This is a genomic window from Serratia sp. Sp408 (assembly GCF_057180665.1).
On sequence record NZ_JBXUFT010000002.1, the window covers coordinates 38,574 to 62,079 of the forward strand.

Genomic DNA, 23,506 nt, shown 5'->3' on the forward strand with positions numbered 1-23,506 from the left:
TCTTGTTACCAACCAACTGATATCCGCCAGCAATGCCGTTCATCGGCTGGTTCAGGTTATTTTTATACGCAGCTTTTGCAGATTGCGGAATACCACGCTGTCACGCCACGAAATTTCCTCGGCAGCCAGTGCAAGGTCATAGCGTATTAGCGAGGAGATCGCACTTTGGATTTCGAGGCGGGCTAATGGCGCTCCCAGGCAATAGTGAACGCCATGAGAAAACGCCACGTGCTGTTTGGCATTACGCGTGATATCCAGTTTATCGGGATCGGTAAAAACGGCAGGATCCCGGTTAGCCGCCGACAGGACAAACAGTACCGTATCCCCACGGCGAATCACACGCCCTCCCATCTCCACATCGTCTAGCGCGGTGCGAACTGCGGCGCGCAGCGCCCCTTCGTAGCGTAGAAATTCCTCCACCGCATTTTCTATCAGTTCCGGGCGTTGGCGGAGTAACTGTAACTGATCAGGATTGCGCAACAGCGCCAATAGGCTATTACCAATAACGCTGGAGGTGGTTTCAAATCCCGCAGCAAACAACAAAATACAATTTGCTGCCAATTCAGTGGCGGTCAGTTGCTGAACGTCATTTGACGTCAAAAGCATGCCTAATAGATCATCTTTAGCCGGCGAACTGCGACGCTTTTCGATATGCTCGGTCATATAGTGCATAAAATCCTGAGCAACGGCGTTGATATATTGACTGCTCTCGGGTGTATACATCGGATCCGCGCCCCGAAAAATATCGTGTGCCCATGATTGCAGCACAAAAGCATCTTGCTGAGGCGTGCCCAGCATGGTGGAAATAACGCTGACGGGCAGAGGTAATGCCAAATCCCGCATGATATCGGGCTCAGGGTGCAGACGCATGTCGGTAATAAGATCATCCACTCGCCGGTCAATATCCGCTCGCAAGCGTTTTATCATTGCCGGTTGAAAAATCGGCGCGAACAGTCGACGCAATTGCTGATGCCTGGGCGGATCAAGCATCAGCATGAAATTATTAAACAGTTGCGATAAAGGCAGAGACTCCTGTCGGCGAGACCAGGTACCGGCCAGTGAGGCTATCGCACCAATATTGTCATCCTGCCCATCGGCGATGGCTTTTCGTGTATCGACGGAAAATCGCCTGTCACGTAACCCGCTGGCGACATCCGCATGTCGAGTCACCCACCAGTTGGAAGAGTCATCGCAGTAAACCGGGGCACGATCCTGGAGCTGGCGAAATATAGCGTGAGGGTTACGGATGGTCTCGGGATGAAAGGGATCAAAGCTAATCCTGCTCGGTGAAATATCGAGTGCCCGCCCTGGTGTCGGTGTATATTTCGCCGAGGTCAATTGCTGTAAGCCAATACTGAGGCGTGAGGTATGGCTTAACCTGGAGAGTATCCCTTCCGCCAGCGGGACGGCATTAGGCGATAGGACGATTGAGAAATGATCCCCCGGAACGGTGCTCACGGTTAATGCCGGGCAAAATTGTTTCCACCCCAAACACGCCTCACCGAAACAGGTATCTACACGCCGCAAGGGGTGAAGCGTTGCCGGAGGGAAACCTTCCTCGGCACGGAATAATGTGACTGGCCCTGAATACGCTACAGGCTGGTATTGCATCATCGCCGAAAAACTTGCCCGATAGACCAGCAGCATATTTTCCAGCGTCGTCCCCTGAATATTGAACTCTTGGTAAAGCCGCTGCCGCAGCGCGTCTTCCCCGTCAGCCCAATCCTGCGGCCCTGGGGGATTATGCGCTTTCCTGCCCAGTTGCCTCAGCATATTGAGCAGTTCATACAGCGCCATCGCTGATTCTGAGGCAACGCCATGGCCATCTGCGATAGGTTCGGCCCTTTTAACCACTGTGGTATCAATCAGATATAAATGAGCAATCTGTTCCCCCTGCTCAGCCAGATGGCGCGCCATTTCATACGCGACCATTCCGCCAAAAGAGTGGCCGATGAAGACATATGGCCCCTGCGGCTGGATGGCTTTTATTTCCTGCAGGTAGCGCTGCGCCATTTCTTCGACAGACCCCAAGGGCGACTCTGCGCCATCGATCCCGACTGCCTGAAAGACAATAAACGGCCTGCCAGGTGCCAGTGCGTCTGCCAGCGGCGACAGATACTGTACCGTTCCGCCTAATCCGCCAATGCAGAACAGGGGGGTGGGTATCGACGGCTGCTGTAATGCTATCGCCTGAGTCAATCGGTTGTGGCCGGGCAACTTTTTGGCCGCAGACGCGCCCGTCTCATCCAGGTCTATCATCTGCAGGATGTCATTGGCAAAGGCGCCAACGGAGGTAGCAGACAGAAATTGCTCCAGCGGGATAACCACCTGTAGCTGGTGTTCGATACCGCTAATCAGCCCCATGGTTGTCAGGGAGTCCAGGCCCATATCAGCAAATCGAGAATCAGCGAAGTGCTCCTTACTCTCAGTACCGACTGCCCACTGCGCCAACTGATTTTCCATATATTCGATCAGCAGTAACTGACGGGCGTAGGCAGGCGCCGATCTGACACTCTCCATCAGTGACACGCCGTGGTGCGCAACGCGGTTTGCCGCAGCAGTCGCAGCAGTCGCAGCAAGGGGCATTTCCAACTGCTCCCCGCGGGATTGCCACAGGTATTCACCGTCAAGCGTATTGTCCAGATAACGCTGTCGACAACTCTGTCGCGCCAGTTTGCCGCTGGATGTTTTATCGATGGTTCTGGGTTTCAATAGCGCTATCGCGAAAACGGACAGGCCGTGAGCCTGATTAATCGCATGCCTGATGGCCATGGCAATTTCAGCCAAGCTCTGCTGCCGGCGTGATTCTGAAGAAAGCAGACGCAGGTCAACTTCGGCGGCGACGACCACGCGTTCAGTCTGGTTATCATCAATGCTGAAGGCGATAACCGTACCTCTGCGCACGCGTTGATGACAGTGTTCAACGCTGGCTTCGAGATCCTGTGGATAATAATTTTTACCCCGAATGATAAGGGTGTCTTTCATCCTGCCAGTGATATAAAGATGCGAGTCTTTAATAAAGCCGAAGTCGCCGGTACGAAGCCAGTCACGCTGATGATCACTGGCAAGATGCACCATAAAGGTGGTGATAGTTTCTGCAGGGTTTTGCCAGTATCCCATGGCAACGTGTGGGCCTGCGAGCCACACCTCGCCGATTTCAGCCTCACCAAGCGGTTCACCGGTTTGCGGATTAACGATGGTCAGCTGCATTTCTTCAATAGGAGTACCGCAGGCAACCACGGGTAACGCTCTGGAGTCAGTATGTTCAACTTCAAGCACCCGCTGCTCGGCCAACGCGTCAGCATCGACGAACACCGTTCGCCACAGATGCCCAACAGGCCCACAGCTGACCCCCACTACGGCCTCCGCCAATCCATATCCAGGATAGAGACTCGACGGGGATAATCCTATTTTCTCAAAGCGTTGCAAAAAGCGTTTTACGCTGGCATGTCGCACCGGCTCTGCACCGATAAGACACACTTGCAGGCAACGCAGATCCCAGGATTGATATTCGTCATGACTGATTTTTTGCACACACAAATCCAGTGCAAAGTTTGGTACGGCAGTATCGGTCGCCTGATACTGGTTAATTGCCGATAACCACAGCGCCGGGCGTTTCAGAAAATCCAAAGGCGACATCAATAGCACACCGGCACCGGCAATAACAGGCAGAATAATGCCGGTCATCAACCCCAGGTCATGATACAAAGGCAGCCATGACGCAATGGTGCGCCGCTGGTCCATCTTGGCCGCATTCTGCATCATCCGCGCATTTATCAACATATTTTGGTGGCTGACCACCACCCCCTTGGGCGTCGACGTCGACCCCGAGGTATATTGGATAAGCGCGATATCTTGCGGCTCTAACGTCGGTAACTGCAGCTCGCCAGCATTATTCTCAGTCAATAGCTGTTCAAGGGCCATCCATTCAAGCCTGGCAAGATCGGGGGCAAATTCATGCAGATTTTTGGCAACGGCAAGAATTGAGGCACTGGTGAGCACCACCAAGGGTGTGGCATCGGCAGCGATAGTCTGCAAGCGTGACAGCGTGCGCTCGAAACGCGTTGGATCCGGCGGGTAAGCCGGCACCGCAACGGCCCCCGCATAAATGCAGCCATAGAAAGCGGCGGCGAAATGGAGTCCCGGCTCGAACAATAACAGTACCCGCTGCCCCCTGAGATCTCGTGCCAAAAGTGATGCTGCAATGGCGCAAGCCTGGTTATGCAGTTCTAGATAGGTAAGCCGGTCAACGGGTTCAGCATTAATATCAAGAAAGGTGAAAACGTTTTTGTTGGCATAACGGGATGCTCGCTGGCGCAAACAAACGTCCAGCGTTACCCCCTCCGTTGAGTCATTGACATCGTTTAGCGTATTGGTCGTGACGGCTGGCGTATCTGCGACAGCCTCGATGGGGGCAGAGCGTATCGCTGGCGGCGGCATCAATTGCGCAACCAGCTCAATGTAACGCTGTTTGGCGACATCCTGCGCAGTTCCCGCCAAATCAGTCCAGGCCTGCCATTTGGCTAAAGCAACCATATTGAGAAATCCGGGCTTGGCCGTAGCGTTTTCCCCCATCGTCGCCTGCTTGTACAGGGCATAAAGCGCCAGCTTCTCTGCATTCCCCAACCGGGCAGGCAGCGCAAGGGCCTGTTTCGTTGCCTGACTGAACCGATGCTCCAAATCACTCATGATCTACTCCGCTAATGGTCGTCAACGCCAAAAGTAAAGAATAGATACGCTGAGCTTATCTGCCAGTTCCCTTCCCCGAGCTAAGTCTGCCAACGGCGATAATTCTGCCGCAGCAAGAGGCATTACCTTGGCTGCAAACACGGCATCCACGGTGTAAACCCCGGTTTTAAAGCCATACTCTGTGGACAGACTATACGCCCCAATGTCCTGTCAGTTTTACGTGCCTTCATATCCAGGTGAGTTGGTGAAGTCCACTAACCATTATTCGTTGTTTCACTTGACATCCTCTCCTCGCCATTTCTATGTCGATTAGCACAAAATTGGCGCAACAGCAGTCAAGCTATTTGGGTATTAACCGGCACAAAAAGAGAGATCATGACAACCGGCCAGTTTTATGCCAACGAAGCACCCAAAGGCTGCCTAGTGGTATTGGCCGCACTTTGTGGCTCACAAGACAGCATGCCGGTACAGCATATGCTTAATGAAGAACGGGCAGAACCTCCAGCCTGTTTGAAGCCCGTTTGATCCGCGGCCAGCAAGAAGGCGATATTGCAGCCAACCAGAATGTGCATGTCCTTGCCGAATATTTTGCTACCTTGCTGTTTGGGTTAACCATTCAGGTAAGAGACGGTGTGCGAGAGGAACAGGCCAGATTGGTTATCGACCTGGCCATGCAAGTGCTACCGAAATAATCAAAGGCGTACGGGTAATCACCGTACGCCTGCTTCCCCTGCCAATACGCTATTTTTTGCCACCACTGGTGAGAAAAAATATACTTTTTCGTCTCGATAAGTCCGGTGATGATCGAGACAAAAACTTTCTTCACTGCCCCCGGATCCGATAAAAACAACAAAGCTATTTATTATATTAAAAATAGTTCCCGTTATTAATTATATTCCTGTAAGCCAATGAAAACGCCTTGATATACAAAGAGTAAAAAGTTCCATAAATAGCTCACGCTAAATATTTATTGTTTTTTTCACGCACCGACTATACTCATTTTTCAGTCACACCACTTTGGGTGTTTTCAATGAAAGGTGAACATAATGAAATACTCTGCACTGACGTTGGGTTGTATTCTGGCATTTAGTTCTGCCGCTATGGCAGCAGAAAATAAAACTGTCGAAAAATCGCCAGAACCCAGGCATGGAACATCGGAAACTCCCCCTTCACGGCAATACTATTGTTACCTACAAAAAGATTTCAACGATGGTAGCGACAAGATCAAAAACCCAGCGTGCAAAGCGGCCTTTGTGGCAGCGGGAAATGCCGACTGGGAAAGAGCCAGATTATTTAATAATTGGAATGCCTACTCGCAAAACCTTTCAAATGGTGATGTTGAAAAATTGGTTCCGGATGAAAAACTGTGTTCTGCCGGCATCGCCGATTATGACAGCATAAACTTGCCTCATGCCGATTGGGAAACCACGCCGCTGGATGTTAAAGATGGCCGAGTGACGCTGGGTTATAAGGCCAGCCAAATGCACGACCCCAGTAAATTCAGAGTATTTGTAAGCAAACCTGACTTCAATCCAGAAACCAGCAAGCTGAAGTGGAGCGACCTGCTGGAATCTCCAGAGGTTAAATCCGAGGGAACGCCTGACAGCCGCGGAGCAATACCGGGGCATTATACGCTGGATGTTAAATTGCCAGAGGGTTATGCCGCTGATAAGAAGGCTATTATCTATATCATGTGGGAACGTAATGATGACCCTGCGCATGAAACCTTCTTTAGCTGTAGCGATGTAACGCTAAAAAATGCCAGCTAAGGGTTGCCATACGCCAACTTATCGGTTCACAGCCGGTCACCATCCTCCCGACAGCCGAACTTTTAATCATAGACATCCGATATGACCTATCATTGATAGAATTGGTATTACGGCTGAAAACCCTAAAGACACTGTTTCCCCACCGTCGCTGCATTTTCATTGCCGATCCCATCAGGAGTAAAATGCCCCATCATCTTGGTGATGATTATATCGATAGCAACAGCGCCCTTGAGGAAATCCTGCATAAGATAAACACAGCAATAGGCTCAGGCCGTTTGCGCAGTTGCGTGGAGCATTATACAACCATCATAAAAAACATTAATATTACCGAGGCGCAAATGCGCGTAATGCGCGAAATCATGCGTGGCATGAGCACCAATCAAATTGCCAAGAAACACACCCTGAGTGTTAAAACCGTTTACAGCCATGCCAGCAATATTAAGGAAAGATTAAATATCTCCACCCGTTATACTTTATTCCACTACTTTACCAACAACAGCTCTGCCATTAGCGTTATCGAAAGTAATTTTTTGCGAAACAGCTAACAAAAATAACATTTGGCACCAGGGAGTTGCTTTTCAAACACCATTAAAAATATAAAAATAGTGTTAAAATAAAAATTACCGTTAACCGCGTCATTCGCACTTTGCCCAGTTGGGGCTACAACGCTGATTTAGCGCCCCCCACGCTATTATTCCAACTAAAAATCCCTTTCATTGACCCCTGCGGCAAGCGTTATCCGCCTATCGCGGTCTGATTGCCATGAGCCGGCACCAACCCTCCCCGAGTGAAAGGCCGTTTGCCAGAGGCCCATCATCCGGCAGTGCGCCCGGGAAGAGCGTGCCCTCCCCTTAGCGTCAACATTGTTTGGTTAAAACCTTATAAATGCGTTAACGTTAAGCGCTGCAACTAATGCCCCGGCAAATATCGATAGGAATAAATAACTTATGTTTAGCAAAAACTATGACGTTGATCCCAGGCATGTCGATTTTCAAGGCGTGGTAGACGGCCTCTATTACCCTTTCTACCTTGAATGGGCGCGCCATGCGTTTATGGCAGAAGCGCTGGGGCTGGATATCGAGGAGGAATTCAAGCAGGGCCGCGTCCATATGCTGCTGGAGTATTCGCTCAAGTTTAAGAAGAGCCTGAAGGCCGGCGACAGCATGGTGGTCACCTGCAAACCGGTAAAAAGTGAAAAACGCAACCGGGTGAACTTCGAGCAGCAAATTCTGGTGAATAATGTGGTCTACGCCGAAGCGGTATTTGTCGCCACCTGTTTGGTCAATGGCCGCCCGTCGGTGCCGGAAAGTCTGGCGCAGCTGTTTGAATAACCGCACGGCTATGCTAACCGCCCGGCTAGCCAGCGCTAGCAGGGCGTTTTATCCGCTTGCCCAGATGCATCACACCGATAGTGTATTACCGACCATGATGATTACCCGCTATAAAGCTTTTCTCCGCTGCCAAACCTGTGCCATGCTCCTCGCCAGTGCGGCAAGCGCACATGCAAGTGCCTAAACGTTGTTATATGCTTTTGCCCAGCACTGTCACAGATCGTTAACGAGGACACAGATGGATATCTCCCTGCTTGCAGGACAACGGAGCACTGCCTGGTCGGCAACCATGATCAATCTGGAATTAACACCGCCAACATCGTGGCAGCAAACCATCTGCAGGATGGACTCACCCGGATCATGTTTATGGAAGACATCAAGTCTTTCATCAATCAGCAGTTTTCACTTGCCCGCAACGCAAAATCCGATCGGCAAGGCATGGACTGTTTAAAAAATCTACGGGCAGAAAATGACAGTCTGATTGAACAGGATCGCCTGCTCAAGACAAAGGCGGCCCAGCTGTATGCCAAGGTTGAATTTATCAAGGAAAATAACCAGATAGTGGGTTATGTCATTTCAGCTGTGCAGGTAGTCTTAGCAGGCCTGCAAGCCGCAGGTGGGCTGCTCCTGGTGAGCTCAATGACCCCGGTCGGCATCTTGTTGGGAGCCACGCTGGTGGTTGATGCAGCCAACACCCTATCTCGAGAAATGAATCGCCAGTTATTGAATAAACCCGACTCGCAGGGATTTGTTGCTGACAGTGTCATGTCCGTGGCCGAATTTATGGGTTTTCGCGGAGAAAGTGGTCTTGCAGCGTATAAAACGGTGAGTCTGGCTGCGAATGCATACAGCGTCTTTGGTCTACTACGCAAACCAGGGACCTGGCGGCTGTTCCATTTTGTTCGCTCTGACTTTTACCGAAAAATGGACGCAATGAGCCGACCGAAACTGACCATGAAAATTATCGGCTACGGCTTAAACGCAAAAATCGTATTTGACTTGCTGACTATCGAGCGCTCACCGTCTTAAAACGCCAGGCCTTGTAAGTCAATTTAAGGGGCGTCATCCAACAGAAAATCCCCAAGATCAGCAGCACAGCAACGCCAAAGGAAATAATGTTTTCTGAAGAAGAAAAACACACCGCCAGGATAAACAACCCCACCAGTATGGCAGAAAGAAGGCCCATGGCCATGAAACGGTTCGCAAGCGCGGGCAGCAAGACATCAAGTGTAGAACCTTGGGTGTTCGTATAGTGTTTGAGCTTTTGCAGATCTTCTGCCGTAAAACCTGATTCCAACAACGCTTGTTCAGTTATCGCCACACGCTATTCCTCCAATGATCCCAAGCAGTATACCGCTATCGTGGCGAAAAAAAACCGGCCAGCAGGCCGGTGGGGGCGGCTGGCTTATTGCTCAGCATATCAACGTACGCTGACGCCATTGAGGAACAGATCTACCAGATGGCTGACGCGCGCGGACAAAGGCGGCCCAGCTGTATGTCAAGGTTGAATTTATCAAGGAAAATAACCAGATAGTGGGTTATGTCATTTCAGCGGTGAACGTTGTCTTTGCCGGACTGGAAGTATTTGGTGGGTTCGCTTTGGCAACTGCCGGCACGCCTATCGGCATCATGGCTGGGGTAATTCTCATCACCGACGGATTCAATACCATTTCACGCGAGTTCGATCACCAGATACGCAATAAACCTGAATCGGCAGGACTGCTCGCAAACGGCGCCATGATGACCGCAGAATTTGTGGGATTCAGTCGCGATAGCGGCCTGGGGGTCTTCAAAGCCGTATCTTTGACGGCAAACGCCTACAGCATATTTGGCCTGTTAAGAAGGCCAGGTACGTGGCGGTTGTTCCGCTATTTGCCGACTGATTTTTATCACAAAGTCGATACGATGAGCAGACCTAAATTAACCATGAAAATAGTCGGTTACGGTCTTCAGGCGAAGGTCGTCTTTGATTTGTTAACTATCGAGCGTCAGGTTGATTAAGCTTCTGCCTTTTAAAACGCCATGACTTGTAAGCTAAATTGGCAGGTACGGTGAACCAGCCAATTGCCAGTACAAATAAGCCGGCGACGGCCCCTGAAAGCGCGCTATCGACAGAACCAAAAACCAGCACGATCAAGCATAGCGCCAGAACAGCGAATGTCACCCAGAGGTTAACCAAAAATCGGTTTGCCAGATGTGCAATAACCACATCTCGCGTAGCACCGTAATTGGCAATGTTATTCCTGAGTTTGTTTAAATCCTTTGCGGTAAAACCTGATTCCAACAACGCTTGTTCAGTTATCGCCACACGCTATTCCTCCAATGATCCCAAGCAGTATACCGCTATCGTGGCGAAAAAAACCGGCCTGCAGGCCGGTGGGGGCGGCTGGCTTATTGCTCAGCATATCAACGTACGCTGACGCCATTGAGGAACAGATCTACCAGATGGCTGACGCGCGCGGCCAAAGCCTCATCCTGCTCGGCGGCAAGCGAACTTGCGGTTACCACAAACACCAGATCGTCGAACGTGACGTCAGGGCGGATAATGCCGGCTTGTTGTCCGCAGTGCAGCAGCCGCTGCCCTTCTTCGGTAGTCGCATCGCAACCGGGGGTGCCGCTTTGCAACACCGTGCCGAGCGAAAGCGCCAGACCGCGATACCGCGTGGTGTTGATCACCAGCCCTTCCAGATAGGCGCGCAGCGCGCTGACGGGATCATGTTCGGCATCTCTGGCACGGCTTGCCTCGGCTAACGTTAACAGCCGCGCATTATAGGTCGCGGCCAGCAGTTCCTCGCGCGTGGCAAAGCGTCGATACAGCGTACCAATCCCCACGCCGGCACGCCTGGCCACCTCCTCCAGCGAGGCTCCGGCGCCCCGTTCCAGAAACAGTGCGTCGGCCGCCGCCAGAATGCGTTCACGATTTTGTTGCGCGTCGACGCGCAATACGGGTTGTTTGCTCAAGCGTTTTCCTCATTGTTGCTTGCCAGATGAAAATTAACGGCTGGCAGCTTGCTAAGTGGAGGTTACCTCCATATTATAAGTGGAGCAACCATCCACTTAATCTGAGGGCGAGGCAATGACAAAGAGATTTGACCATAAAGTCGTGGTGATTACCGGCGGTAGCGACGGTATTGGCCTGGAAACGGCAAAGCGCTTTGCGGCAGAAGGGGCGCATGTCTACATCACCGCACGTCGGCAGGAACCACTGGAGCAGGCGATTAAGGATATTGGCAATGGTGCCGTCGGCGTGCAGGGAGACGTTGCCATTGCCGCAGATCTCGATCGACTGTATCAACGCATCCAGCAGGATCATGGCAGGATCGACGTGGTGTTCGCCAACGCGGGGATATCCGAAACCGCGGCGCTTGAGGCGATCGATGAAACCCACCTGGAGCGCCTCTTCGACGTCAACCTCAAGGGCACGGTGTTCACCGTACAAAAGGCGCTGCCGCTAATGACGGCCGGTGGCACGGTGATCCTGGCCGGTTCGGTCGCCGGCAGCAAGGGAATTGGCAACCTGTCGATATACAGCGCGACCAAGGCGGCGATCCGCTCTTTTGCCCGCACCTGGACCACCGACCTTAAAAGCCGCGGCATCCGTGTGAACACGGTTTCGCCGGGGATGATCCTCACGCCGTCGATGGAAAAATACCTGCAGCAGAATAGCGGCGCAGAGGAAGCTTTAAAGCAAATGACACCGTTCGGGCGTCTGGGTCAGACAGACGAGGTCGCCAAAGTGGTACTGTTCCTGGCCTCGGACGACAGCGGTTTTATTGCCGGTGAGGAGCTATTGGTGGATGGCGGCGTCCTGGCGGTCTAAGTACCGCAGGTTGTCGTGGCCGGTCATGTAGACCGGCCACGAACGGATTGCGCCGCTCAGCGTGCGTGGAAACATCCTGATAGACCACAGAAACCAGGATATTCCTCGCTTAGCGCGAATAACCGTAGGTGCCACACAGCGTCAGGGTATTTTCAAGATAGGATTTCTTCCACTCCGGGGCTTGTGCGCCGCTGAACACCGCTATCGACAATTGTTTTGCATCCTGACTGGCGGCAGTGACAATAAAGCTGGGTTTGGTTTTTTCGTCACAAAGATAATTACCAGATATCAATGGCGTCGCCTCTGCCCCTTCCACTTTATAAAGCGACAAATTGTCTGCACTGTCAAAGTCGCCATCCCCCATCGCCCTGGTCTGATCAAGCCGTTTTACAAAGCTCAAGTGCAGCGGTTTTGCACCGGCCAACAAGATACTGGTGTTAGCCAGCAGGATATCACCGGTGATCGAGTACGCCGTTTTCGACTGCGCCTGCCAATAAACCGGGAACTCGTCCACCTTGCCATGCTTTAATTCATCAATCCGCAAGCTATAGAGATCCTGCAAACAGCGTTGCGGATTATCCGAGATCGGCTGTTTAAATAATCCCTGCCAGCTCTGCGGCGCAATGCAAATACCGGCGCGCGCTTGCAACCATTGCTTTTGCGATGCCTGTATCTTGGCGCGTGACGCCTGATCGGCAGCGTTGAGGGTCTGCGGGTAAGTATCGGCAAGCGTCTTGTCGAGTTGCGCCAGCGTCGGATTGGAACAAATCAGCCCCTCCACCTTATTGAGCTTTTTCTTACAGTCAAAGCTCGGATTGTCTGCCGAACGTACCGTGAATGACAATAACGTCATGGCGGCAACGGCGATTAACAACAGGGGAGAGCGTGGGGTCAGTTTCATTTCTTCTCCTAGTGGCCTGATTATCTGTTTGATCAATCACGCCCGGTAACCAGAACCGATAACACAACGGTGTTAATAGCATAGTAATTGCCGCCCTTTTAACCAGCCTTGGCAACGAAAAACGCCGCTTATCGCCGTTATCCTGCAGGATCAAGCGATCAAACGGCGTTAATGCTATCACGCTTAATCTAGCACCGCCGAGACCACATAGACCGTAACCTCATCCATTGAGCATTCGGTATAGGTAGAGTGGCTTTTGGTGATCGCCTGAGCAATCGGCTTGCCAGCGGCATCTAAAAAAGTGAACAGGTATATTTGCAGGTAGTTTTCTTGATGATAGAACGGATCCAGACCAACCATCTGCTCGCTCAACAGCACCTTGTTGACCCGGCGCGGGTTGTCCGAATCAATCTCATCGGCATGTTTTATCTGGCTGTTTTTCAACTTTACCTGTGCCATCGACGCAGGCCAGTGCCAACAGTCCGGGCCTTTGGCGTCGGCGATGGCAGGCATGACCGACAGGGAGAAAATCAGCAGCATTTTCTTTAGAGACGTTAACATCATTAGCAGGTACTCAAGGCCAGCCAGGGCTGGCCTCGCAATCATTAGAAGCGATAGCCTGCGCCAATAACCCAGGTGCCGATTTTGGCGTCATCCAACTTGGAATATTCGTAGGACGCATCAATAATCCAATTAGGCCAGGGATTAACCTGCAGACCGACCCCGTAAGCCACCGAGGTTTTGCTTTCATCACCCTCGGCTTCATAATAGCGCGAATAGGCGGAAGATTTTATTTTACCGTGAGCCAACCCCAGCAAACCATAAACAGAAACATAGTCATTGAAGCGGTAACTTGGCCCGGCGGTCAGCGAGTAATAATCAAAATCTGAATCACCGACCTTATCACCACCATCATAATAATCATAAGACAGGTTGGTATAGGTAAACGAGCCAATTATTCCCCACAGGTCGTCAAACTCGTAGCGGTATTTCGCATTCACGCCCTTGGGATGATCGTCGACATCCTTTATTTTACTCTGCGCGTAACCGATAGATATCGAGCTCTCACCCGCGGCCAGCACCGTGGCAGGAAGGGATACGCCTGCCGCTATCATCATAAATACTAAATGTTTTATTTTCACTTTATTATCCTTTTCACTCCCCCCGTTGGGAATAATTAATTTTAATTCATTTTGTTTTTCACGCTGTATTTTAAGAATTTCCTCATTTATCAACTGGGGAACAGAGAAATTGATAATCCAGACGCAAAGCCATTGCCCATCGCCGGCAATCCGCGCCATCGACTATTTGAATATTAAAAATTTAACGTTTTGTTTTTATAATTATTAAAGCAATATCGTCGCGTAAATCAAGCCCGCCGCCTGCACCGTCATTGATCCTTTATTGGGCCGATGGCAACGGCGGATGCGCCAATCTGAGTCATCCACCGCTCCCGTCGAGCTCACCAAAAAAGCCGATCATTAGCGCGGCTATCGGCAACCAACACCATAAGCTGCCAGCCAATGCGGCTTACCCCTGTTCACTGCTGAGGGAAAAGCGGAAACTGGCGCCACCGTGCGGCACGTCCAGCAATACAATGTTGCTGTCGTGCAGTTGCAGGATACGTTTCACGATCATCAACCCCAGTCCACCGGCATGGCGACGGGCGCTGTACAGCACCGAAGGTCGCTCGAACAGATCGGCTCGCAGCTCTTGCGGTATGCCTGGCCCACTGTCACTGACCTGCACCATCACCTGCTGCGCCTGCCGCCATAGGCGTACGGTAATCTCCCCTGAGTTCGGCGTATGGCGAAGCGCATTGTCCAGCAGGTTGGTCAACACCCGCTCGATCATTGCCAGATCGGCGTTAACCAACGGGATCCCCGGCTGAATGTCCGCCAACAGCCGTTGATCGCGCGCCTCCGCCGCCAGTTCGAACTTCTGGAAAATATCCTGCACCAGCTCGCCTAGCGAGAACGGCTCCTTTTGCGGTTTCACCACGCCATATTCCAGCCTGGCCAATTCGAACAGTTCCTGCGCCAACCGTCCGACCTTGCGGCTCTGCGCCAGCGCAGTATCCAGATAGCGCAAGCGTTCGGCCTCCGTCAGAGCGGCAGACTTGAGCGACAACGTTTCCAGGTAACCGTGCAACGAGGTGAGCGGCGTACGCAGATCGTGCGAGATATTGGCGATAAACTCGCGCCGCTGCCGATCCTGCTGTGACAATGCCTGCCACTGTTCGGTAATGCGCCGTGCCATACGGCTGAACGCCGACTGCAACTGGCTGACCTCATCTCTGCCGGGCGCCGCCAGCGGCAGTGCGGCATAGGCTTGTACCGCGCTGATGCCGCCGCTGTCCAGCACGCCAATCTGCCGGGTCAGTTGGCGGATCGGCCGCGTCACCCAGCGGAAGGCAAACCAGCCGGCCAGCAGGCAGAACAGCACCATCAGCCCCGAGGTCCAGAGCGCCATGCGCACGGCAGAATTGAGCTGGGCATCACCGGTCAGCGCCGCATAATCCTCACCCAGCAGAATGACGTACAGATACCCTTCAACGGCCCCATTGATTTTTAACGGCGCGGCGCTGAATACCTTGCGTTTATCCAGACTACGCGGGTCATCGCCATAAATCGGCATGTCGGCGCGGGACCAAAGCGCCTGCAATGGCGACAGATCGATCTTGCTGCGTTTGATACGCCCAGGCGGTGCGGCATCACCAATGATATTGCCTTGTTTATCCAGCAGATAAACCTCCACGCTCGGGTTTACCGCCATCAGTTGGCTAAACAGCTGCTCTACCGAGGAAGCATTCAGGCCATTCTTGTCCAGCAACGTATTGCTGTCGGCAATATGCTGTGCCAGATCGACGGACAGCCGCTGGATCACTGCCTGACTGTATTGGGTGCTGCTGCGAACCTGTATCCAGCCGAAGATCGCACAGCTGATCATCATCAACAGCGTAAAGGTCACGCTCAGGCGTTGGAAAAGCGTCAGGTTTTTCATGGTTTACTCTTGCGGCGCGGCCGCGAATTTATAGCCCATTCCCCACACGGTGAGGATACGCTCGGGTTCTGCCGGGTTGCGTTCCAACTTGATGCGCAGCCGATTGATATGGGTATTGACCGTATGCTCGTAGCCCTCATGTTGATAGCCCCATACCTGGTTCAACAGACTGAGTCGGGAAAATACCTTGCCGGGATGGCGGGCAAAGAAATACAGCAGATCGAACTCGCGCGGCGTCAGATCCAATGGCTGTTGATTGAGATGTACTTCACGCGAGATAGGATCGATGTCCAAACCATCAATACTCAAGATGCCCGCATCCAGACGCAGGTTGCGACTCATTGCCTCCTGACGGCGAAACAGCGCCTTGACCCGCGCCACCAGCTCGAGCATCGAGAACGGCTTGGCCAGATAGTCATCGGCCCCCAGTTCCAGACCGAGCACCCGGTGAACCTCGCTGGATCGCGCGCTGGTGATAATGATCGGCGTGTAACGCGTCATATTGCGTGCCCGGCGGCAAATCTCCAGGCCGTCGATGCCCGGCAGCATCAGATCGAGGATCAAGGCATCCCAACCGCCCTGCTCCAGCATCGCCATGCCCAGATTGCCATCGCCGGCGTGGCTGATATCAAAGCCTTCGTCACGCAGATGCAACTGCAACAGTTCGGCTATATTGCCATCGTCTTCGACGATCAAAATTCTTTTGGCCTTTTCCATCCTGTCTACCACCTAGCTCAATCCTGTTTAAAGTCTACACAACCGGCAGCCTTGGAGTTATCACATTTTATTTAACTTTGCGTGAGGTCTTGGGGAACAGATCGCAGGAATACTGTGCTTATCGAATCACCACCGCCAGGTAACAACATGAACATCACCGCGAGCAAGGATAAAACCGACGTTGTTCATCCGCTATGGCTGCGGCTGACCCACTGGTGCAACGCGCTGGCAATGCTGATCATGGTGACCAGCGGCTGGCGTATTTATAACGCGTCACCGCTGTTCGACTTCCGTTTTATCAACGAGCTGACGCTTGGCGGCTGGCTCGGCGGCGCACTGCAATGGCACTTTGCCGGCATGTGGCTGTTTGGCATCAATGGGCTGTTCTATCTGTTGATCAACCTGTTCAGCGGGCGTTTAAAACGGCGTTTCTGGCCGCTCAGCCCGCGACAACTGGGCAGCGATCTGCTGGCGGCGCTTCGCGGCAGGCTGCAACACGCCGACCCTCGCCATTACAACATGGTGCAGCGGGTCGCCTATCTGCTGGTGATGGCAGCCAGCCTGATGGCGGTGCTGTCCGGACTGGTGTTGTGGAAATCGGTGCAGTTCCCGCTGTTGCGCGAACTGCTGGGCGGTTACGAAACGGCGCGTTACCTGCATTTCTTCGCCATGGCCGCTCTGGTTGGCTTCGTCGCCATCCATCTGCTGATGGTGGCGCTGGTGCCACGCACGCTGCTGACCATGCTACGCGGACGTTAAGGAGACGAGAGATGCAACGGCAAAATAATCCCCTTGGCCCGAGCGACGGTCAGGCGTTGCTCAAAGAGGCGCAGCGTCTGTTGACGCAGCGGCTGGCCGGTTCATCGCGCCGCCGCTTTCTGCGCAACGGCCTGACGCTTGGCGGCATCGCCATGCTCACCGGCTGCGATATCAGCGCCAACAGCAACGTGGAACAGGCGTTGAGCCAGATATCGCGCTTTAACGATCGGGTGCAGGGCTGGCTGTTCAATGCCGACCATCTGGCACCGGTTTATGCCGAATCGATGATCACTCGCCCCTTCCCGTTCAACGCGTTTTACGCCGAACAAGAGGCCCCGGAGATCGACGGTAATGACTACCGACTGGAAGTGGCCGGTCTGGTGCAGAACAGACAACCGTGGACGCTGACGCAGCTGCACAGCATGGCGCATATCAGCCAGGTGACGCGTCATATCTGCGTCGAAGGCTGGAGCGCCATTGGCAAATGGGGCGGCGTACCGTTCGCCGCATTTTTGCAGGCGATTGGCGCCGACCTTGGCGCTCGCTATGTCAGCTTTACCTGCGCCGACGACTATTACACCAGCATCGACATGGCCACCGCACTGCATCCGCAGACTATTTTGGCGCTCAGCTATGACGGTAAAACCCTACCGCGCAAATACGGTTACCCAATGAAGCTGCGGATGCCGACCAAGCTCGGCTACAAAAACCCAAAGCATATTCAGGTGATTGAAATCACCAACCGCTTCCCGGGCGGCTACTGGGAAGATCAGGGTTACAACTGGTTTGGCGGCAGTTAACGCCGCCGCAAAGCTCCCCCGCACCAAGGTGCTTATTCACTGATAGAAGGAAATACCATGAAAAAATTATTCGCCGTGATGATGTGCAGCGCGCTGGCGCTGGGCGTAGTTAGTGCCAACGCCGCCGATAACATGGGCAAAGATGCGATGAAGAAAGATCAGATGGGCCAGATGTCGCATGATGGCATGGCCAAGGACGGCATGACCAAGGACGGCATGAAGAAAGAGGCGATGAAAAAAGATGAAATGAAAAAGGATGAAATGAAAAAAGACGCCATGAGCCAATAAGCTGCTGCCGATTATCCTTACTGTGTCTATCCTGAAGCCGCTCCCCTCCAGAGCGGCTTTTAATGCAAGCCCCCCGCCATATGCGTGACGCAGGGCTGCTTGAATGGCAGCTGACACGACGCCGACGAAAAACGTTGGCTCAGAGCGCAGCCGCCGGATTAGTGACCAAGGCACACCACTTTTGCAGTAATCAATAATCCGCCGCTCATCTGGTACTTACTGGCAGAGCCGACGCCACAAACAGACTGGCCCCGGCGACCGGCCTCGGCAGAACCTCCCCCCGAGGCGAACAGCATTATCAATGATGCAAACGCATCAGCCCTTGGCGTAGATCGTTTTTCAAATCATCGATATCTTCCAAACCGATCTGAATACGCAGGGTCATCCCTTGCGGGTCCCAGGTTGTTGCCGTCCGGTATTCGGCGCAGTCGAAAGGAATGATCAGGCTTTCAAAGCCGCCCCAGGAAAAACCCATGGCGAAAACATGCATATTATCCAGCATCTGCTCAACGTTCTGCTGGTCAAAGCGTCGATCAAGCACAATGGAAAACAGCCCGGTGGAGCCGGTGAAATATTTCTTCCAGTTTTCGTGGCCGGGGCACTCCTCAAAGGCCGGATGCAGGACTTTACTGACTTCTGGCTGGCGCTTTAACCAGCGAGCCATTTCGAGGCCACGGGATTGCGCCTCCTGGACCCGCAGATGCAGGGTGCGCAAACCGCGTAGCGCCAGAAAACAATCCTCCGCGCCGGGCAGCATTGCCATGGCATCGTAAGTTTCACGCAGTGCCGGCCAGTGGCTGGCAGTAGCCGAAACCAGCCCCATCAGCAGATCGGAATGACCGCCAAGGTATTTGGTGCCTGCCTCTACCGACAAATCAATGCCATGCGCATGAGCCTTGAAAAAAATTGGCGTCGCCCAGGTATTATCAATGATGGTGCTGATAGCGTATTTTTTTGCTACCGCGACGATGGCGCCAATATCTTGAATCTCAAAACTTTGCGAACCAGGGCACTCCAGCAGGATCGCCCGGGTATTGTTCTGCAGCAGACGCTCGATATCCCCGCCGATTAACGGGTCGTAGTAAGTCACCGAAACGCCATATTTAACCAGCAGGGTATTGCAAAACTTGCGCGTAGGACGATAAACGGAATCCGTCACCAGAATATGATCGCCGGCGCGGGTGACGGAAAAAAGCGCCAATGCCAATGCCCCAAGCCCGGAGGGCGAAATCACCGTGCCGGCAGCATCACACAGCGTAGACCAGGCATTTTCCAGGTTTTCAATGGTTGGCGTACCCGAGGTACCATAGGAAAAACGTGCTCTTTTATGCCTGATGTCGTCACAACTTTTATAAACCACCGTCGAGCCACGATATACCGGCGCGTTTACAAATCCGCTTTGTTGCTCGGGGTCTCGTCCCAACATCGATAACTGGGTGCTGAGCTTGAATTTTTGCAGTTCTGATTGGCTTTTCATTGGGTACCTTTACTCAAATAATTTAAAAAAAGGTGACAGGCAGAGCAGGATCCCGGTGCCGGAGATAAACAGCACGCGCCAGGAATAATATTGCATAAGCTGCGGTACTTTCAGCACCAGGTAGCAAGGAATAAGGCATGAGACAATGCCGTAAACCGGCGCGCCTATTTGTTGTAATAACAAAATGGGGAAATGCGTCAGCACCCAGGCCCATAACAGCAGCACGATAAAGACGGAAACCGCAATGCTGATGATTTTCTCATTCAGCATCTTCTCGTCGACAAATCGAGAAATAACATTGACCACGATACCTTTCATCGCTTCCTGGAAGCCGAGGAAAATGCCGAAAAAGGCGGTGACGATGGCAAAGACATTGAGCAACACCGACATCACCCTGACCAGCTCACCCGGTATCACTTTGGCGACAATCGCCATCGCCGAAATATTATTCTCTGCCGCTTCGACCGCCTGTTGGTGGCTCAGGGAAAAGGTGAATGAAAAGGCAAAGAACAGGACCGAACAGGCCAGTATGCCATAGGCGACCCGGCTGGCACGCAGCGCCCGGTAGGTAGCGACAACCGGATCTGCCTCGACTTTACGGAAAGCCACGTTCATCGGACTGAGGATTTGCACGAACAGAATGGAGAACAGCGTAAACGGCAGGGTTAAAACGGTACCAATCAGCAATTCCCCGATCGGCGGCAGGTGGCTGATATTGCGCATGTCCCAATGCGGTATCATCACCAGGCCAAGTACCACCACCACGCCCAGCTTGACCAGCACCATCGGGCCGGAAACTCTAAACAGCATTTTTTCACCCTGTGCGGCGACGCAAACCAGCAGGGATAACACCAACAGCCCGTACCAGCCATTATCCGACAGCGTGCCTACCGTCAGGCCAAAGGTTTGAAAATAAGAGGCGCTGTCAAAGGTGGCGGCCAGCGAATAGGTCAGCATACCTTTAAGCAGCATGATGAAATAGGCTACCCCAAGGAAAAACCCCCAGTTTTTACCCAAATAAAAGGTAATCACCCCCGAGTAGTCTTTACACTCAGGGCTTTGCGATAATGTTTTCAGATAAAGTGACTGCATCATATACAATGCGGGATAGGCTATCAGTACCGATAAGCTAAATACCCAAATACCTTTCAAACCAATCTGCACCGGCAGAAAGATAATCCCGCCGCCAATTGCCATGCCAATACACAGGATGACCCATCCGGCATCATAGGTAGTGAAGGGTATTTTATTGCCATTTATTATACTTTGTGTTTCCGAGGCGTTGTTCATAATATTACCATCAGGTTGGTTAAATAAAAACATCCACGCCGCCACCTAATCACAGCCTTTTGGCATTGACCAATAGCAAATGGGTAATCTGTGATCGGCTCTGTATTAAATCGGTCATTGATGAATTACAATCAATTCACCAGTGAATAAAAGAGCATACTAGTTTCAGCGGTACATAAAATAATATTATGAAATGGCAACAGGAATAATATATCGATAATTGGCCGTAATAGAAACGCTGGAGGTAATATGCTGAACTCAGGCACCTTAAGTCAGCTGAGTATTTTTGTCCGCATCATCGAGTCTGGAAGTCTGGCCAAGGCAGCCAGAGAGCTTGGCCTCTCGCCTTCGGCAGTCAGCAAAAGCCTGGCCAAGCTGGAGCAACAGTTGGGGACGCAATTAATCACCAGAACCACCAGAAATATTTTCCTTACCGAACAAGGTGAAGCGGTATTTAACCGTGCCATCATGCTGATTGAGGAGTGCGAAGATATGTTTGCTCAGGTTCAGCGACCTAGTGAACCAGAAGGCCAGCTCAGATTGTCCTGTTCGGTGGCATACGGTTCAAAAATCCTGCCTGACTTCATTAGCGCTTACCAACGGCGTTTCCCCAAGGTAAAAATCCATGTTGAGCTGAATGATAATATTATTAACCTGTCAGAAACCCCTTTCGATCTGGCGCTAAGAATAACCCGGCAGCTAGCCGAGACGGAAAATCATGTATTACTGAACAAGATTAACTGGATTTACTGTTGTTCGCCCCACTATCTGGCAGGCAAACCGCCAATAAAAACGCCGGCGGATTTAACCCGCCACCGCTGCATTACCAATCCGGTCATGGCCTATCATGATAACTGGGTGTTTGCAGACCATAACGGCGAAGTCATGGTTCCAGTCGATTCCTGCCTGACCTCGAACTCCAGCCTGACATTATTAAGCATGTTACTTAATCATAATGGCGTATCTTGCCTGCCTGACTATTTGGCAACGATATATATTAATAAAGGTGATTTAGTACACCTGCTACCTGAATACCATGCCGGGTTTTCCCACTACTTATACGCGATCGATAAAAAATCAAGATATGTCAATCCGCTAACCAGAACATTTATTGAATATCTGAGCAAACACATCGTCACGACTAACGAAAAACCGTAAGTAACGATGCCATTATAGCCAGCGTGCCGTCGTCAGGTTGACCGTTAAAGCCGGAGGCAGCGGTGTAAATGGCTATCCCCTTGCCGGTTGATGCCCCCTGACTCCCCTGCCGGCTAGCGGTGAAACTCCGCCACCGTCATGGTAAACACCAGCGGGCTGTTTCCCGCGTTGGCGTAATGATGGGCGCTGTCGGTGCGGGCTACTGCCGAACAGCCTTCAGTGACCCGCAATGTGGTCGCCTCGGTTGCCAGATCCAGCACGCCGGTTTCAACATGCAGCAGTTCCAGCGTCCCCTGCGGATGCCCCGGAGAGCTAAACACCTCGCCGGGAAACATTTCCCAGCGCCAGAGCTCAATCATATTTGGCCCGCTGGTGCCCGCAAGCAAGCGCGCCGAGCCGCCTTTTTCTCCATGCCACAGCGTCGGGATGTCCTGTTTGTCCACCAGCCAGCTATCAGGGGCGTGGGTGACATTGACGATATCCGCCACCGACAGGCCAAGCGCCGCCGCAATTTTGCACAGAATGGCGATGCTGGGATTAGCCGAGCCTTTCTCGATTTCCACCAGCATGCCCTTGCTGACGCCGGCACGGCGCGCAAGCTCGTCAAGCGAGAGTTTTTGCCCCTTGCGATAATCGCTGATGCTTTTGGATACCGCCTCACTGACATGCTGCATGTCAGCGCCCGCCTCGGTCGTTTTATTGACTTTTTTGGTCATCGGTCATTACTATGAGATAAATTGGTCAATATAGGATTATGTAATGTTCGCTGTTACCCCGTCAATCGCCCCGGAGATCTTCGCTATCGCCCCCGGCTTCAGAGCCTTGAGCGTCGTGGTGCAAGCCGCTCCATTAACCGCCCCGGCGGTAGCCGATCGCTTGCTGGCCACAGCCTGCCAATCGGTGGTGGCCGGTGATATTCCCTGGGCTGAGGCGCATCTTGCGGACTGGTCCGAGGTATTCAAAAAATTCGGCGCCAAGCCCAAGCGCACCCCCTGCTCTGCCGAAGCGCTGCATAAACGGGTACTGCGCGATGGCCAGCTACCCAGCATCGATCCGCTGGTGGATCTGTATAACGCCGTCAGCATTCGCTACGCCGTGCCGGTCGGTGGGGAAAACATCGCCGCCTACGTCGGCCAGCCACGACTGACCATCGCCGAGGGCAGCGAGCAGTTTGATACCGTCAAGGACGGCCAGCCGGCGCTGGAGTCACCCGACGCGGGCGAAGTCGTCTGGCGTGACGATCGCGGGGTTACCTGCCGACGTTGGAACTGGCGACAAGGGGTGAGAACCCGGCTGGGTGCCGAGGCCACACAGATGTGGTTCATTCTGGAAAGCCTGCCAAGCATGCCGCTCGATGCGCTGCTGGCGGCGGGCGACGAGCTGACGCGGGGCCTGACGTTGATGATGCCCGGCGCCACGGTGCACAGCAATCTGATCGGTGCCGAACTGCCGTAACGCCGGCTCGCGGCGTGCAGCCCGCCGCCGCGCTTTTGCCTGACGGCTT

General features: G+C 52.7%; 23 protein-coding genes and 1 pseudogene. 12 read left to right on the forward strand and 12 right to left on the reverse strand.

Annotation, left to right across the window (positions count from 1 at the left end; all coding sequences use genetic code 11):
• Window positions 1–51: 51 nt before the first annotated feature.
• A complete protein-coding gene (locus AC2AXP_RS10985) occupies window positions 52–4,689 on the reverse strand; it encodes an acyl-CoA-binding protein (protein WP_484381677.1) in 4,638 nt (1,545 codons plus the stop codon).
• A gap of 521 nt (window positions 4,690–5,210) precedes the next feature.
• Between AC2AXP_RS10985 and AC2AXP_RS10990 the strand changes: the two genes are divergently transcribed.
• The 5 genes from AC2AXP_RS10990 to AC2AXP_RS11010 all read left to right on the forward strand — a co-directional run bounded on the left by AC2AXP_RS10990 (window position 5,211) and on the right by AC2AXP_RS11010 (window position 8,818).
• Window positions 5,211–5,381 (forward strand): hypothetical protein, encoded by a 171-nt coding sequence (locus AC2AXP_RS10990; RefSeq protein WP_198773817.1) that lies wholly within the window; start codon window positions 5,211–5,213, stop codon window positions 5,379–5,381.
• Window positions 5,382–5,735: 354 nt separating this feature from the next.
• The gene (locus AC2AXP_RS10995) at window positions 5,736–6,458 is read left to right on the forward strand and encodes a lytic polysaccharide monooxygenase (protein WP_484381678.1); all 723 of its coding nucleotides are present in this window, start codon (window positions 5,736–5,738) and stop codon (window positions 6,456–6,458) included.
• 182 nt (window positions 6,459–6,640) lie between these two features.
• A complete protein-coding gene (locus AC2AXP_RS11000) occupies window positions 6,641–7,003 on the forward strand; it encodes a helix-turn-helix domain-containing protein (RefSeq protein WP_484381679.1) in 363 nt (120 codons plus the stop codon).
• Between the two features lie 402 nt (window positions 7,004–7,405).
• On the forward strand, window positions 7,406–7,789 hold the full coding sequence (locus AC2AXP_RS11005; RefSeq protein ID WP_004958505.1) for an acyl-CoA thioesterase: 384 nt from the start codon (window positions 7,406–7,408) through the stop codon (window positions 7,787–7,789).
• A 366-nt stretch (window positions 7,790–8,155) separates the two neighbouring features.
• Complete coding sequence (locus AC2AXP_RS11010) at window positions 8,156–8,818, forward strand: DUF4225 domain-containing protein (RefSeq protein ID WP_484381680.1); 663 nt, start codon at window positions 8,156–8,158, stop codon at window positions 8,816–8,818.
• On the opposite strand, the gene AC2AXP_RS11015 is transcribed toward AC2AXP_RS11010, so the two are convergent.
• Window positions 8,796–9,110 (reverse strand): hypothetical protein, encoded by a 315-nt coding sequence (locus AC2AXP_RS11015; RefSeq protein ID WP_004966580.1) that lies wholly within the window; start codon window positions 9,108–9,110, stop codon window positions 8,796–8,798. The two genes, AC2AXP_RS11010 and AC2AXP_RS11015, sit on opposite strands and share 23 nt — an antisense overlap.
• Window positions 9,111–9,274: 164 nt before the next feature.
• Between AC2AXP_RS11015 and AC2AXP_RS11020 the strand changes: the two are divergent.
• Window positions 9,275–9,790, forward strand: a pseudogene (locus AC2AXP_RS11020) (DUF4225 domain-containing protein); the annotation flags it as partial.
• On the opposite strand, the gene AC2AXP_RS11025 reads toward AC2AXP_RS11020, so the two are convergent.
• Window positions 9,768–10,097 carry a hypothetical protein gene (locus tag AC2AXP_RS11025; protein WP_071586652.1) on the reverse strand — a complete coding sequence of 110 codons (330 nt, stop codon included), beginning with the start codon at window positions 10,095–10,097 and terminating at the stop codon, window positions 9,768–9,770. The pseudogene AC2AXP_RS11020 and the gene AC2AXP_RS11025 sit on opposite strands and share 23 nt — an antisense overlap.
• A gap of 98 nt (window positions 10,098–10,195) precedes the next feature.
• Window positions 10,196–10,750, reverse strand: a complete 555-nt coding sequence (locus tag AC2AXP_RS11030) for a TetR/AcrR family transcriptional regulator (protein ID WP_233092396.1) — start codon at window positions 10,748–10,750, stop codon at window positions 10,196–10,198.
• Window positions 10,751–10,865: 115 nt separating this feature from the next.
• Between AC2AXP_RS11030 and AC2AXP_RS11035 the strand changes: the two genes are divergently transcribed.
• Window positions 10,866–11,609 (forward strand): SDR family NAD(P)-dependent oxidoreductase, encoded by a 744-nt coding sequence (locus AC2AXP_RS11035; RefSeq protein ID WP_004958491.1) that lies wholly within the window; start codon window positions 10,866–10,868, stop codon window positions 11,607–11,609.
• Between the two features lie 109 nt (window positions 11,610–11,718).
• Here AC2AXP_RS11035 and AC2AXP_RS11040 read toward each other — a convergent pair whose 3' ends face one another.
• From AC2AXP_RS11040 to AC2AXP_RS11060, 5 genes are all read right to left on the reverse strand, one after another.
• Window positions 11,719–12,510: a lysozyme inhibitor LprI family protein gene (locus tag AC2AXP_RS11040; protein WP_004958488.1), complete on the reverse strand. Its 792-nt coding sequence runs from the start codon at window positions 12,508–12,510 to the stop codon at window positions 11,719–11,721.
• 183 nt (window positions 12,511–12,693) lie between these two features.
• Entirely contained in the window at window positions 12,694–13,074 is a 381-nt protein-coding gene (locus AC2AXP_RS11045) for a hypothetical protein (RefSeq protein ID WP_430299348.1), read from the reverse strand.
• Window positions 13,075–13,115: 41 nt separating this feature from the next.
• Entirely contained in the window at window positions 13,116–13,628 is a 513-nt protein-coding gene (locus AC2AXP_RS11050) for an Ail/Lom family outer membrane beta-barrel protein (RefSeq protein ID WP_198773824.1), read from the reverse strand.
• A gap of 412 nt (window positions 13,629–14,040) precedes the next feature.
• Window positions 14,041–15,513 carry a sensor histidine kinase gene (locus AC2AXP_RS11055; RefSeq protein WP_449145388.1) on the reverse strand — a complete coding sequence of 491 codons (1,473 nt, stop codon included), beginning with the start codon at window positions 15,511–15,513 and terminating at the stop codon, window positions 14,041–14,043.
• 3 nt (window positions 15,514–15,516) lie between these two features.
• On the reverse strand, window positions 15,517–16,230 hold the full coding sequence (locus AC2AXP_RS11060) for a response regulator transcription factor (RefSeq protein WP_004958478.1): 714 nt from the start codon (window positions 16,228–16,230) through the stop codon (window positions 15,517–15,519).
• A 147-nt stretch (window positions 16,231–16,377) separates the two neighbouring features.
• Here AC2AXP_RS11060 and AC2AXP_RS11065 point away from each other — a divergent pair, with 147 nt between their 5' ends.
• From AC2AXP_RS11065 to AC2AXP_RS11075, 3 genes are read left to right on the forward strand one after another with little or no spacing between them, the layout of a single operon-like run.
• On the forward strand, window positions 16,378–16,989 hold the full coding sequence (locus AC2AXP_RS11065) for a cytochrome b/b6 domain-containing protein (protein ID WP_004958475.1): 612 nt from the start codon (window positions 16,378–16,380) through the stop codon (window positions 16,987–16,989).
• A gap of 11 nt (window positions 16,990–17,000) precedes the next feature.
• Window positions 17,001–17,789 (forward strand): molybdopterin-dependent oxidoreductase, encoded by a 789-nt coding sequence (locus tag AC2AXP_RS11070; protein WP_004958472.1) that lies wholly within the window; start codon window positions 17,001–17,003, stop codon window positions 17,787–17,789.
• A 57-nt stretch (window positions 17,790–17,846) separates the two neighbouring features.
• Window positions 17,847–18,077, forward strand: coding sequence for a pentapeptide MXKDX repeat protein (locus AC2AXP_RS11075; RefSeq protein ID WP_484381681.1), 231 nt, complete (start codon window positions 17,847–17,849; stop codon window positions 18,075–18,077).
• 298 nt (window positions 18,078–18,375) lie between these two features.
• Here the strand turns inward: AC2AXP_RS11075 and metC are convergent, their stop codons facing one another.
• A complete protein-coding gene (metC, locus tag AC2AXP_RS11080; RefSeq protein ID WP_004958466.1) occupies window positions 18,376–19,554 on the reverse strand; it encodes a cystathionine beta-lyase in 1,179 nt (392 codons plus the stop codon).
• Between the two features lie 9 nt (window positions 19,555–19,563).
• Entirely contained in the window at window positions 19,564–20,844 is a 1,281-nt protein-coding gene (locus AC2AXP_RS11085) for an amino acid permease (protein ID WP_088499933.1), read from the reverse strand.
• Window positions 20,845–21,093: 249 nt separating this feature from the next.
• Here AC2AXP_RS11085 and AC2AXP_RS11090 point away from each other — a divergent pair, with 249 nt between their 5' ends.
• Window positions 21,094–22,002 carry a LysR family transcriptional regulator gene (locus AC2AXP_RS11090; RefSeq protein ID WP_004958459.1) on the forward strand — a complete coding sequence of 303 codons (909 nt, stop codon included), beginning with the start codon at window positions 21,094–21,096 and terminating at the stop codon, window positions 22,000–22,002.
• 113 nt (window positions 22,003–22,115) lie between these two features.
• Here the strand turns inward: AC2AXP_RS11090 and AC2AXP_RS11095 are convergent, their stop codons facing one another.
• Window positions 22,116–22,718 (reverse strand): helix-turn-helix domain-containing protein, encoded by a 603-nt coding sequence (locus tag AC2AXP_RS11095; RefSeq protein ID WP_198773790.1) that lies wholly within the window; start codon window positions 22,716–22,718, stop codon window positions 22,116–22,118.
• Window positions 22,719–22,761: 43 nt separating this feature from the next.
• Between AC2AXP_RS11095 and AC2AXP_RS11100 the strand changes: the two genes are divergently transcribed.
• Window positions 22,762–23,457 (forward strand): B3/B4 domain-containing protein, encoded by a 696-nt coding sequence (locus AC2AXP_RS11100; protein ID WP_004958454.1) that lies wholly within the window; start codon window positions 22,762–22,764, stop codon window positions 23,455–23,457.
• Window positions 23,458–23,506: the final 49 nt, after the last annotated feature.

Bases quoted from the DNA above. Each gene is read 5' to 3' on its own strand.
- AC2AXP_RS10985 (WP_484381677.1), bottom strand. From the start codon at position 4,689: ATGAGTGATTTGGAGCATCGGTTCAGTCAGGCAACGAAACAGGCCCTT.
- AC2AXP_RS10995 (WP_484381678.1), top strand. From the start codon at position 5,736: ATGAAATACTCTGCACTGACGTTGGGTTGTATTCTGGCATTTAGTTCT.
- AC2AXP_RS11000 (WP_484381679.1), top strand. From the start codon at position 6,641: ATGCCCCATCATCTTGGTGATGATTATATCGATAGCAACAGCGCCCTT.
- AC2AXP_RS11005 (WP_004958505.1), top strand. From the start codon at position 7,406: ATGTTTAGCAAAAACTATGACGTTGATCCCAGGCATGTCGATTTTCAA.
- AC2AXP_RS11010 (WP_484381680.1), top strand. From the start codon at position 8,156: ATGGAAGACATCAAGTCTTTCATCAATCAGCAGTTTTCACTTGCCCGC.
- AC2AXP_RS11035 (WP_004958491.1), top strand. From the start codon at position 10,866: ATGACAAAGAGATTTGACCATAAAGTCGTGGTGATTACCGGCGGTAGC.
- AC2AXP_RS11040 (WP_004958488.1), bottom strand. From the start codon at position 12,510: ATGAAACTGACCCCACGCTCTCCCCTGTTGTTAATCGCCGTTGCCGCC.
- AC2AXP_RS11045 (WP_430299348.1), bottom strand. From the start codon at position 13,074: ATGATGTTAACGTCTCTAAAGAAAATGCTGCTGATTTTCTCCCTGTCG.
- AC2AXP_RS11050 (WP_198773824.1), bottom strand. From the start codon at position 13,628: ATGATGATAGCGGCAGGCGTATCCCTTCCTGCCACGGTGCTGGCCGCG.
- AC2AXP_RS11055 (WP_449145388.1), bottom strand. From the start codon at position 15,513: ATGAAAAACCTGACGCTTTTCCAACGCCTGAGCGTGACCTTTACGCTG.
- AC2AXP_RS11060 (WP_004958478.1), bottom strand. From the start codon at position 16,230: ATGGAAAAGGCCAAAAGAATTTTGATCGTCGAAGACGATGGCAATATA.
- AC2AXP_RS11065 (WP_004958475.1), top strand. From the start codon at position 16,378: ATGAACATCACCGCGAGCAAGGATAAAACCGACGTTGTTCATCCGCTA.
- AC2AXP_RS11070 (WP_004958472.1), top strand. From the start codon at position 17,001: ATGCAACGGCAAAATAATCCCCTTGGCCCGAGCGACGGTCAGGCGTTG.
- AC2AXP_RS11075 (WP_484381681.1), top strand. From the start codon at position 17,847: ATGAAAAAATTATTCGCCGTGATGATGTGCAGCGCGCTGGCGCTGGGC.
- metC (WP_004958466.1), bottom strand. From the start codon at position 19,554: ATGAAAAGCCAATCAGAACTGCAAAAATTCAAGCTCAGCACCCAGTTA.
- AC2AXP_RS11085 (WP_088499933.1), bottom strand. From the start codon at position 20,844: ATGAACAACGCCTCGGAAACACAAAGTATAATAAATGGCAATAAAATA.
- AC2AXP_RS11090 (WP_004958459.1), top strand. From the start codon at position 21,094: ATGCTGAACTCAGGCACCTTAAGTCAGCTGAGTATTTTTGTCCGCATC.
- AC2AXP_RS11095 (WP_198773790.1), bottom strand. From the start codon at position 22,718: ATGACCAAAAAAGTCAATAAAACGACCGAGGCGGGCGCTGACATGCAG.
- AC2AXP_RS11100 (WP_004958454.1), top strand. From the start codon at position 22,762: ATGTTCGCTGTTACCCCGTCAATCGCCCCGGAGATCTTCGCTATCGCC.